Source organism: Pseudanabaena sp. FACHB-1998, assembly GCF_014696355.1.
GTDB lineage: Bacteria > Cyanobacteriota > Cyanobacteriia > Pseudanabaenales > Pseudanabaenaceae > Pseudanabaena.
On the sequence record NZ_JACJQA010000045.1, the window covers coordinates 116,743 to 128,605 of the forward strand.

The following is an 11,863-nucleotide window of genomic DNA, read 5'->3' on the forward strand; positions in this document are numbered from 1 at the left end:
ATCTTAATTTCTGCTCTTCAGTTGGCGATCTAAGCGATTATCTACAAACTATGTGGGTAAATGGTAAGCTTTACAATGTGCGTGAGGCAACCAAAAATGAGCAACTTCTCTTCTTCAGAAACCTCTAACGATCGCGATGAATATCCTCAAGTAACACAAGCAGATTTAGATCGCGCTAAATTCCGCATTGGCATGAAACCCTCACCACACAAACAAAGTATCACACTCTCATTAGATGCCAACCTCATTGAATACTTCAAATTAAAAGCAGGAGAAAGTGGATATCAAAACCTAATTAACGAAATCTTGCGTCAAGCCAAAGAGAATGAAGAGTTAGGAAAAGTTTTGCAATGATAGATGCTAAGCGATCGCGCAGCACCACTAACTATCCATACATTTCCGTAATAATCCTTCTTAACTGAGCAGCCTCATCTTCAGCCAAAACATCAATCTTATTTTTGAGACGAACCTTGCTAATAGTACGAATCTGATCTACAGCAATCTCTGCATCCGAGCCAGCACAACTAATTTGCAAACGACTGCGCCATTTTGGATGCAGCTTAGAAGTTAACGGACAAATCACCACAGTATCTAGAGCAGAATTCATCGCATCTTGACTAATCACAACCACAGGACGGATTTTGCTAATTTCACCACCAAGCGTAGGATTTAGATCAGCAAAATAAATTTCATAGCTTTTGGGTTGCAACTTCATCCATCTCAATTCCATCTAAAACAATATTTTCAAAATCTTGCCAATCTTCCCGTTCCTGAGCCATTTCCCGAAAAGTCTCCTCCCAAGATAACTTCACATCATCCACCTTACGCAACAAGATCCCTCGCTCCGTCTCTTCCAAAAGCAACTCATCAGCAAAGCCATACTTTTGTAATATCGACTTAGGCAATCTCACGCCTTTAGAGTTGCCAATCGCAACTAATTTAATATTTTGAACTTGTGGCTGCTTTTTCATGCCCTTTAAATAGCGACAATCGAGAAAATAATTTACAAACTGTAATTACAGTAGTTACTTTTTAGTAGGATGTCAAGATAATAATGCGATCGCCCTATTTCATTGGAGTGTGGACTATCATAGGCTCATATTCAGTCAGCTTTTTAGAAATATAGCAATGAGTCACAAAGCGATCGAGTTACCAGCATCCTGTGACTTCTCAGATTATTTCAAACTCAACTATTACCCCAAAGATCTTTTGGCATACTTTGGTTATACATGGCAGGTTGCTAAACTCACCTTACCCAAAACTTTGCAAATAATTACTTCTTTAACTGATTTGCAACATCGGATAGAACGTAATTTACTTAGAATTGCCTTTGATAGCGAACTAGCTAGACGCGAATTTTTGATTGCTCCCGTCCTTATGGAAGTTATGGATTATATCGATACACAGCTATTTGTATCCTATCCATTAATGGTCACTGAGCAATTAAAAGGCTCCCTAGATTACTATCTAGAAGCATCTCAGCAATTATTGATTATTGAAGCAAAGGATGAGAATCTTGAGCGGGGATTTAAGCAGCTAGCAGTAGAACTAATTGCTGTGGACATAGCAGCAATCAGTGATTGCTCTACACTTTATGGGATTGTCTCAATTGGCAAAATATGGCAATTTGCAAAATTAGATCGTAAATCTAAGCAGATGACTCAGGATGTAAGTTTGTATCGAGTACCTGAAGATCTCAGTGATTTAGTAACAAGCTTAATTGGGATTTTAGAGGAAAAATAAGTATAAAGCGTGAGGCAAACAAAAATGAGCAACTTCTCTTCTTCAGAAACCTCAGATGCCAACCTCATTGAATACTTTAAATTAAAAGCAGGAGAAAGCTGCGGACAGATCACTTTTATAGCTATCAGTCATGTTAAGACACAAACAAAATCCCAAAAGAGAATGGCGGCGCAAAGCACCGCCACTTTCTTTTGGGACAACTCTAGAAACTTAAACCGCGATCGCCACAGGACTATCGAGCTTTTTGAGTTGCTGGACTAGTAGGCTCAAGAACAAGCCAACATCGGTAACAACACCAACGGATTCTACAGATCCGCGATCGGCTAGCTTAGTTACCACCGCAGGATTGATATCGACACAGACCATCTTCACGCCTGCGGGAGTCATGTTACCCACACCGATGGAATGGAGCATTGATGAAAGCATCAAAATCATGTCTGCACCACGAATTTGTTCGCTGTAAAGGCGTTGAGCTTCGAGTAAATCCATTACCGTGTCAGGTAAAGGACCGTCATCACGAATGGAACCTGCCAGTACAAAGGGAACATCATTCTTTACACATTCGTACATTACGCCAGTCTTCACAAAACCAGCTTCAACTGCCTTGTGAATGCTGCCATAGCGACGCACAGAGTTAATCACCTTCAAGTGGTGACGATGTCCGCCCTTAACGCTCACCCCACGCTTAAGATCGACACCTAGGGAAGTTCCCATCGAGGATTGCTCCATGTCGTGAACAGCGATCGCATTACCACCAAGCATCGACTGCACATAGCCTTCACGAATTAAGTAAGCTAGGTGAGGAGCGCCGCCAGTATGTACGACAACAGGACCACAGGAGACAACTAATTTGCCACCGCGATCGCGAATTTGACGTAGTTCCCATGCGATTTGCTCGACCACGAGTTCGACACGACGTTCGCTAGATACACCCGCGCCCATGAAGGAAAATTCTTCTTTCTTGGCAGTGTCTCTCGCTTCAGGCTTACGCACAGTCCGTACGCCATCATAACCAACTACCACGCGATCGCCTACGACGAGATCACGCAAAAGCTTACAGGTCGCCGTTTTACCATCAGGACTAATGGCGATCGCGGCATCCATACGCTGATTAGTACAACGAATCCATTCGCCATCGACACAGGCATCGGTAGGATAAATCGTCGATACATAGAAATCATCGGGAGCGACTCCATCTTGCAAGACTGCCTCAAGATTTGCAGCACAGGTCTCACGATCTTGTAAAACTGCACCGATTTCAATCAATTCACCCATGATGGTTTCCATGAGGTCATGGGATGGGGCAGAAATACGGATTCTGGCTAAAGAAGTGCTTTGTCTTTGTTCGCCAAGATTAAATTCTAATACTTGGAAACTCCCACCATTATCAGTTACCAAATCAAGGGCGCGATTGATGATGCCAGAATCTAGCAAATGTCCTGTCAACTCGACAATTCTGGCTTCGACACCGCCTTGTTCAATGGCTTTGTCACTGCTGTCTGCGGTAATAGGAACTTCAATAGTTCTCAAAGTTAAGCATTTTGCTGCGCCACCTGCTTTGAGGAACTCCGTTAAAGGAGTTTCGATGACATTAAAACCTGCATTGGTAATGCGTTGTTTTAAGCGATCGCTGATTTTATTCATCACCACATTGCGATCGACGTTGACCGCATTGCAAGCAAAGTTAACAGCATCGGCTTCTTCGATCGCAATCCGCTTGTCCGCAGGCACACGCATCTCGATTAAGCGATTAGAGTAGGAGTCAAAGGCGGGAGGGTAGTACAGCAGATAGCCGCCTGTAAGCGGACAGAAGCAAGTATCAAGGTGATAAAAGCGATTGTCAATTAAACGCAATGACAACACCTCAACATCTAGCCATTTTGCTAAATAAGGATGGGCATCAAGCTCAGAGCGGAAGCCATAGCCTGCCCATAACCAACCACCACTGCGATCGAATAAGGCATCGCCAGCACCTTCAAAGGGCAAATCCTTGGGCAATTCGTAAACTGTAAAGCCCTTAGACTCAAACCAAGCTTTGAAATAGGGTTCTTCGCCTTGACGCTCTTTATGTAAAAAACGGCTTAATACTGCCTTGTCACCTAATACGAGTCCAGCGTTTGCGGTGAATACCATGTCTGGCCAGCCCTTCTCAGGTGTCACTAGCTCCACATTGACTAAACCCTTAAGGACTCCATATAGTTTTTGCCATTGCTCCACAGCGCGATCGCGGCTAGATTTGTGAACGTTGCCTTCCATCCAAGGGTTGATCACATAATCTACATCGTAGTGATCAGGGGCACACATCAAATAATTCAGTTGGGCAGTCATATATAAATCGGGGAATGCAATATTTGTCTCATCCAAGCTGGCAGCTACCAAAAATTACCTAACAATTGCCAAGCTGCCAATCTTTAATCATACCTAATGCCCTTGCTGTAAGCTATCGCAAAAGTTATCATCTCTTGATAATTGATAACTACCAAATGAGGCATCTCTTTTGTGGTTATCAATTATCAAGGATTATTAAGGTTGCTTTTTACCAAGCTTTGCGCTCCAACCTAAATCAACCCTTTTAGAAAATCTATTGCTGCATTTTGGCGACAACTAGAAATTAAGTACTTAATTATATTTACCTAAATGTAATTTAGTTATACAATATATACAAAATATACAATTTCTGTTGCATTTGTGCTATTTAATAATTGGCAATTAAGTGATTTCAGAGAGTAACTCACTCGGAGTGTCTTCTCTAAATTCTTTTAGAATTGCTTTAATCACAAGTGTTTTGAATGAGTTTTTTTGTTAAACCCACTCTTGGGCAAAGATTTTAATAAAAATTTGGCAATTAATTGCCGAATTCAAATTCTAGTTGAAATTTTTTTTGCTAATCTCTTGCAAATAAAGGTTGATTAATGTAGATTAATCACAGGGCTATCCTATTCCCCCCCGTGTAGCCCTAGTATCCCCGAAATGGCAATTATTTCCGAAAGGGATAAGCGCAAATCAGTAGACCTAGAGCTATCCGCTACACATACGGTATGGTGGCTACTGATGCCGAAGGGATATTTTGTAATCCTACAACTAAATAAAAAAATAAGGTTCGCATTTGCGAACCTTATTTTTTTTGAGACAAAATCTCGCTTGGCGGGATTTTGCTTTTAACCGCCAATTTGGGACATAGTCCGAAAATAACTCTGTTGTTCGCCAGTACCCCGATCGCGTTCTTTAAAATTAATTTCGTCTTTAAGGTTTAGCAGCTCTCGTACCGCTACTCGTAGCTCAGCGAAATCTTTGCCCTGACGTAAAGCGGTTTTCAAGTCGATCTGTCCCGCCTCATTTAAAAGGCAAGGGCGCAATAATCCATCTGCCGATAGCCGCATCCGATTGCAGCGATCGCAAAAACATTCAGACATTTGACTAATAAAGCCCAAAGTCCCCTTCGCATTGGGAATCTGAAACACATCGGCGGGCCCGTTCCCCTTGCAGTTACCAGCATCTAAGCCATAGCGATCGCTGATTTGTTGGCGCAGAGTTGCCGAGTCCACCCAGCCTTTATGGGTAAACAAACTATCATTACCGATCGGCATAAATTCAATAAAGCGAATATGCCAACGGCGATCAATGCTCAAAGCCGCTAAGTCTAAAACTTCGCGATCGTTTACCTCTGGCACTACCACCACATTTAACTTCAGAGGATCAAATCCCACCTCATAGGCGGCTAAAATTCCTGCCCATACCTTTTCCCAGAGATTTCGTCCTGTAATTTGGCGAAACACATCGCGATCAAGGGAATCAAGACTAATATTAATGCGTCGCAAACCCGCCTCATATAAAGGCTTAGCCAGATCGCTCAATAAAAAACCATTGGTGGTCATTGATAAATCTGTGACACCTTGCAAATTGGCGATCGCCTCTACCAAACCAACGAGATCTCGTCTGAGTAGAGGTTCCCCCCCTGTGAGGCGAAATTTCTTAAAACCGAGGGGAATAAATACCTCTTTTAATAAGTTAATTAACTCAGCATTAGTGAGACTCTCTTGAGCAAGAATATAATCGACTTCTGAGCCTTCAGGCATACAGTAGGTGCAGCGAAAATTGCAGCGATCGATCAAACTGATGCGAAGGTAGTCAACATTATTCACAGATTTTTGTCCTCACGGTTTATGGGTGTCTAGAAAACCGATAAATTAGGGCGCGTTGAGCCGCAATTTATCGGTTTTAAATTAGGGCGATTCTTACTTTACTCCTTTCCCTCCAAGGATGAGGGTCGCGCCGCAATACTAATCTTTGAGTTTTAATATCTATTTTTAGGCTGGAAAGGGAGTATATAGCCATAAAAAGTTTGCCTAGGATATAAAACCCAAAATAAAAGTGGCGGCGCGAAGCCTCACCACTTTTATTTTGGGTTTTGATTTGTCCTAGCTATATGATAGAAAAATAATTGATCAAGATGTTTTAAACCATGACCTCACAGTACGCCTATATACGCGGAACATTTGTCCCCCTCGAAGATGCCACAATCAGTATCCGCACCCACGCATTTCTCTATGGTACGGCTGTTTTTGAAGGAATTAAGGCGTATTGGCTACCAGAAGAAAACCGTATGGGGGCATTTCGTCTAGAAGAGCATTATCAACGCCTCATCCAAAGTTGCCGCATTATTGGCTTACAACATCCCCTCGATGTGGAGACGATGATTCATCTCACTACTGAGTTAATTCAACGTAATCAATGTAACTCCGCTACATATATCCGCCCAATTATTTACAAGTCTGACCTGCGGATTGGACCAATTCTCAAAGTTCCTCATACCCATGATGACTTCTGCTTATTCAGTGTGCCAATGGATGGCTATCTGGATACGAGCAATGGTATTAAAGTGGGTGTATCCTCTTGGCGACGTTTAGATGATAATGCGATTCCCGCTAGAGCGAAGGTCAATGGAGCCTATGTAAATACGGCTCTTGCCAAGACTGATGGCTATGCTTCTGGCTTTGATGATGTTGTTGTTTTAACCAACGATGGGCATGTTGCCGAAGGTAGCGCGATGAATCTTTTCTTAGTAAGAGAAGGGAAGTTAATCACAAGTTCCATTACAGATAACATTCTCGAAGGAATTACTCGAAGTTCAGTCATTGAATTAGCGGCTAAGGAACTAGGGCTAGAGACAGTATCGAGAACGATCGATCGCACTGAGTTATATATTGCCGATGAAGCATTTTTTGTTGGTACTGCCACAGAACTCGCCCCTATCACCAGTTTCGATCATCGTCCTGTAGGCGATGGCTCAGTTGGCGAAATCACTAAGAAGCTTCGCGACCTATATAGCAAGGCTGTCCAAGGGCTTTTGCCTGACTATCATCACTGGCTAACGAAAGTTTAATCTAGCTCTCGCCACTTGTGTCTCGATAAAATCAAACCCCCCAAAAGATAATGGCGGCGCTTTGCGCCGCCATTATCTTTTGGGGGTTATAGCTCAGGGAAACCGCACACGTTCATGAATAAATAGTGAAAGAAAGGAAGCAAAGTAAAATAACCAGTATAAATTAAAAGCCCCAAAGTGCCATGTCTTATAGAATCAGCCCAACCGCATTAATTGAGACTCATTTTGGCAACATACGAGACCCCAGAGCATCGCACAGTATCGAACATAAGCTATTAGACATACTAATAATCAGCATTTGTGGAACAATTAGCGGAGCAAACGATTTTGCCGCAATAGCAGAATATGGAAAATCAAAGGAGAACTGGCTAAAGACATTTTTGGAACTAGAAAATGGCATCCCATCGGCAGATACATTTGAGAGAATATTCGCTCGACTGAAGCCAATAGAATTACAAAAATGTTTTATAGGATGGATGGAAGCAGTCCATAAGATAACAGACGGAGAATTGCTAAATATTGATGGTAAAACCTTGAGAGGAGCCAAGGAAGCAGGTAATTCTCGTAGTCTGATTCATATGGTGAGTGTTTGGTCAGCAACACAGCATTTGGTGCTAGGTCAAAAGCAAGTGCATGAGAAATCAAATGAGATAACAGTGATCTCACCATTGCTAGAAATGTTGGCTATTCGAGGATGTTTGGTGAGTATCGATGCAATGGGATGCCAGAAAGAAATAGCAAAAACGATCATTGAACAGGGAGGGGATTATGTATTAGCGCTCAAAGGTAATCAGGGTAATCTCTATGATGATGTACGGCAATTATTTACATCCGCCCGTGTACAGGAATTTCATAATATCGAACATCAGTTCCACTCAACGATAGAAAAGGGACATGGGCGGATTGAGAAGAGAGCCTATTGGACTATGGGCAATACAGAATTCCTTATTGGTGCAGAGAAATGGACAGGGTTGAAAAGTATTGGCATGGTTGAGTCAGAACGCAATGTGCAGGGAGTAGTTTCTATTGAACAGCGATACTATATTCTCAGTATTGACAGTGATGTTTACAGGTTCTCTCAAGCAGTTAGAAGTCATTGGAGTATTGAGAATCAACTGCATTGGATTCTTGATGTTGCTTTTGATGAAGATGCTTCTCAATGTTGTCGAGGCTATAGTGCTGAAAACTTAGCTGTTATTCGTCATGTTGGCTTAAATTTACTTTCCCGTGACAAAAAAACTAAAGTTGGAGTTAAGACTAAACGCCTTAAGGCTGGTTGGGATGACAACTATCTTAAGGATATCCTTGCTGCCTTAAACATAGTCTCCCTCTAGGCTTCACTATTTATTCATGAACGTGTGCGGTTGCCCTAGGTTATAGCTGTGGTCACTTGCATTAGGGCAAATCAAAACCCCAGAAGCGAGTTGCGGCGCGAAGCGCCGCAACTCGCTTCTGGGGTTTTGTCCTGCCAAGACTGACCATAGCTATAGAATTGTGAATGGCTGAGGTCTATCATTGAGCATAATAGGGTTAATTCCAAGTAAAGCGCCATGACCAATGCCAATCTGCCTCGCCGTGAAAGTTTAGTCAATCGTTTAATTTTTGGGCTGACCACTAGCACATCCTTGTTGGCTACGGCTACCTTGATTTTGCTGCTCCATATCCAGCAAGGCACACCTGAACTCGAAGCATTTACGACATGGTTGGCGATCGTGATTTTCTCGGCGGGCTTGGGGTCGGGGCTATTTGTTGCCATTTCCATTATTCGGAGTATTCAGCCTCCCCTAACTGAGCTAGCGGAAGCTGCGGAAGAAATATCGGCGGGGAATTTGGCGGCGCGATCGCAACTCAATCGTGCGGACGAAATTGGCGAATTTGCCAAGGTTTTTAATCGCATGGCGGCACATGTAGAGACCAAAACTGCTAACCTCGAAGCCCGTGACATTCAATATGCTTTGCAATCACTTGATCGCGTATTAGTTAATACTACCGATCAATACAAATTAATCAAGGCAAGCCTCGAAGAGATATGCAAGTTGACAGGCGCACAACTAGGCAGCATCTATCTCTGGCAAAATACATCGTCCCATCCCGAAGGCTGTCTCGTCCTTACTGCCGAATGGGGCTACAAAACTAGTCAAGCCCTTACGGAAATTACCCTTGGGGAGGGCATTATTGGGCAAGCGGGACAACTAGAAGAAGCGATCGTTTGGGAAGGCGATCGCCTCAAAGGACAGACGTTAGTTTATCGGACTCCCGTTGGTGACCTCTTGCCCCAAAGTCTTTCGGCTTATCCACTGATGCTGCGAAGTAGCCTTGTGGGAGTGTTGTTTTTAGGCAGCCTTACGCCCCTGTCCGATCGCGGTAGGAATATCCTGCAATCCATCGGTCGTCGTCTTGCCACCGCCATTAGTAACGCCCAGAGCATTGAAACGATCGCCCGTCAGCGCGAAGAACTTACGACCGTATTCGAGCAGCTTGCCGATGGCGTACTGCTCAGCGATCCCGCAGGACGAATTCTTAAAATTAATTCCGCAGGACGAAAAATCCTCAGCTTTAATTCAGGAAATCCTACGAATGGAGTCCCAGCTTCGCCCGTCATTGCTAAATCAATGGAAGAGATTGTCAAACAATTTGACATCAGACATCAGGATGGCGAACCCGTGGATTTAGCGAATTTGGTAGTCTTTCGGGCGATGTCCACGGGTGAAGTGGTCGAAGATCAAGTGGTGCTGCGTCCTCCTGAAGGGAATGAAATTATTCTCAGTACTAAGGCGGCTCCCTTAGTCGGCACTGAGTCGGAATTGATCGGTAGCGTGATGATTTTGCGGGATGTCACCGAACAGCGCTATCGCGATAAGGTGATGCAAGAAACCAACAAAATCATGATCGAGCAGCAAAAGCGGATGAGCATTTTGCAAAGGCTGACGAACTTGATTAACCAGCAGTTGCAAGATCTTAACGTGCTTTTGGAATCAGTAGTAGAGGCGACCTGTGATGCGATTATGTGGACAGAAGTTTGCGTCTTGGTGCTGTACGAACCCAAGGAAAACAAGCTTAATCTCTCGGCTGCCAAGGGCTTACCCGCAGATTTTCCTTTAAAGGAATCCTTTGGTCTAGATTCACCAAACCTTGTCGCTCAGGTCTTTAAAGAAGGTATTCCCATCGAAATTAAATCAGGGGAATCCCTATTACTAGACGCATTAACAGTCAAGAGTGCTTTATGTGTACCGATTGAGTCCAATCGGTCGGGACGTTTGGGGGTGTTGGCGATCGGGCATTTGCAGCTAGAGCGAGCGAGTTCTCGCGAAGACTTAAATTTATTGGCTTCCTTTGGCATTCAAGCCGCGATCGCGATCGGTAATGCGCAATTAATCAACCAAATCGAAGCCCAAAATGCCCAATTATTGGAGGCAACCCAACTCAAGAGTCAGTTCCTCGCCAATATGAGCCATGAGTTGCGAACGCCGATGAATGCGATTATTGGCTTCTCGCAGGTGTTGTTACGCCAGCGTCGGGATGCCCTCTCCACCAGTCAAGTTGACATGGTAGAGCGCATCCTTCGCAATGGCAAAAATCTGTTGGACTTGATTAATGACATTCTCGACCTCTCAAAAATTGAAGCAGGAAAAATGGAAGCCCATCCTGAATTTTTCAATCTTGATGAACTAATTCACCATACCTGCGAAAGCCTACAACCTCTTGCTTCTATCAAATCTCTAAACTTTATATTTAACAACCAGATTGGAACCTGTGCGATTTATCATGATTCCATTCGGATTAAACAGGTGATTACTAATTTAGTTTCTAATGCGATTAAGTTTACCGATAGCGGTGAGGTGATTGTCGAACTCAAATATGCTCAGGAAAACACAATAAATTTTGAGAATAAAAATAAAGAAAAGGACGCTTCGGAAGCGATCGCGCCTGATAATGTTCTAAATGAAGATGCTCAAACTCCTTTTGCGGTTTCAAATATTCTCATTTCCGTTAAAGATACGGGTATTGGCATTGAGCCTGAGTTTCAGCGCACGATTTTTGAGCAATTCCGCCAAGTCGATCAGTCTTCTACCCGCAAGCATGGTGGTACAGGTTTAGGTTTGGCGATTACGGAGCAGTTAGTTTTGTTGATGGGCGGTACGATTTATGTAGAAAGTACAGTAAATCAAGGTTCTACCTTTACCGTGGAGTTACCACCAAAATTAAAACAATAAAAAAGGGGCGGCGCATTGCGCCGCCCCTTTTCCAGTACAAAACAAAAACCAAAAAGTGAGTTGCGGCGCGAAGCGCCGCAACTCGCTTTTTGGTTTTTATGTCCTAAGCAAAACTTACATTGCTATATAAGAGAATTAATGTCCTTCAACTGTGCTGCTATATTCGCTAGCGGACAAAGTACCGTCTAGTTCCGATACATCATTGATATTCACTTTAATCAACCAAGACTTTCCATAGGGATCATCTCCAATATTTTCGGGATCATCCATGAGGGCAGTATTTACATCGACCACAGTTCCCGTTAGGGGTGCATAGATATCTTCGACGGCTTTGACAGATTCAATTGTGCCGAAGGTTTGCCCCTTTTCTACGGATGCCCCTACCTCTGGTAGATCGAGGAAGACAATATCTCCAAGCTGATCGATCGCAAAGGCAGTAATGCCCAAGGTGGCGATGTCCCCTTCAAGCCGAATGTATTCGTGAGAGTTGGTATATCTTAGGTCTTCAGGATATTCAAACATC

At 43.4% G+C, this 11,863-nt stretch carries 10 protein-coding genes; 5 read left to right on the plus strand and 5 right to left on the minus strand.

Going from position 1 to position 11,863, the window contains the following annotated elements:
- Positions 1-96 precede the first annotated feature (96 nt).
- Entirely contained in the window at positions 97-354 is a 258-nt protein-coding gene (locus H6F42_RS18230; RefSeq protein WP_190400793.1) for a BrnA antitoxin family protein, read from the plus strand.
- A 31-nt stretch (positions 355-385) separates the two neighbouring features.
- On the opposite strand, the gene H6F42_RS18235 is transcribed toward H6F42_RS18230, so the two are convergent.
- Both H6F42_RS18235 and H6F42_RS18240 read right to left on the minus strand, forming a co-directional pair.
- Positions 386-715, minus strand: coding sequence for a type II toxin-antitoxin system PemK/MazF family toxin (locus H6F42_RS18235; RefSeq protein WP_199289150.1), 330 nt, complete (start codon positions 713-715; stop codon positions 386-388).
- The gene (locus H6F42_RS18240) at positions 690-971 is read right to left on the minus strand and encodes an AbrB/MazE/SpoVT family DNA-binding domain-containing protein (RefSeq protein WP_190400795.1); all 282 of its coding nucleotides are present in this window, start codon (positions 969-971) and stop codon (positions 690-692) included. Before H6F42_RS18240 ends, H6F42_RS18235 begins: the two co-directional genes overlap by 26 nt.
- Positions 972-1,128: 157 nt before the next feature.
- Between H6F42_RS18240 and H6F42_RS18245 the strand changes: the two genes are divergently transcribed.
- Complete coding sequence (locus H6F42_RS18245) at positions 1,129-1,743, plus strand: hypothetical protein (protein WP_190400796.1); 615 nt, start codon at positions 1,129-1,131, stop codon at positions 1,741-1,743.
- A 210-nt stretch (positions 1,744-1,953) separates the two neighbouring features.
- Here H6F42_RS18245 and H6F42_RS18250 read toward each other — a convergent pair whose 3' ends face one another.
- Positions 1,954-4,071 carry a TIGR00300 family protein gene (locus tag H6F42_RS18250; protein ID WP_190400884.1) on the minus strand — a complete coding sequence of 706 codons (2,118 nt, stop codon included), beginning with the start codon at positions 4,069-4,071 and terminating at the stop codon, positions 1,954-1,956.
- A gap of 830 nt (positions 4,072-4,901) precedes the next feature.
- A complete protein-coding gene (gene moaA, locus H6F42_RS18255) occupies positions 4,902-5,885 on the minus strand; it encodes a GTP 3',8-cyclase MoaA (protein WP_190400797.1) in 984 nt (327 codons plus the stop codon).
- Between the two features lie 320 nt (positions 5,886-6,205).
- Here moaA and H6F42_RS18260 point away from each other — a divergent pair, with 320 nt between their 5' ends.
- The 3 genes from H6F42_RS18260 to H6F42_RS18270 all read left to right on the plus strand — a co-directional run bounded on the left by H6F42_RS18260 (position 6,206) and on the right by H6F42_RS18270 (position 11,340).
- Positions 6,206-7,126, plus strand: a complete 921-nt coding sequence (locus H6F42_RS18260) for a branched-chain amino acid transaminase (protein WP_190400798.1) — start codon at positions 6,206-6,208, stop codon at positions 7,124-7,126.
- Between the two features lie 182 nt (positions 7,127-7,308).
- Complete coding sequence (locus H6F42_RS18265; RefSeq protein WP_190400799.1) at positions 7,309-8,460, plus strand: ISAs1 family transposase; 1,152 nt, start codon at positions 7,309-7,311, stop codon at positions 8,458-8,460.
- Between the two features lie 216 nt (positions 8,461-8,676).
- Complete coding sequence (locus tag H6F42_RS18270) at positions 8,677-11,340, plus strand: ATP-binding protein (protein ID WP_190400800.1); 2,664 nt, start codon at positions 8,677-8,679, stop codon at positions 11,338-11,340.
- Between the two features lie 135 nt (positions 11,341-11,475).
- On the opposite strand, the gene gcvH is transcribed toward H6F42_RS18270, so the two are convergent.
- Positions 11,476-11,862, minus strand: a complete 387-nt coding sequence (gene gcvH, locus H6F42_RS18275) for a glycine cleavage system protein GcvH (RefSeq protein WP_190400801.1) — start codon at positions 11,860-11,862, stop codon at positions 11,476-11,478.
- Between the last annotated feature and the right edge of the window lies 1 nt (position 11,863).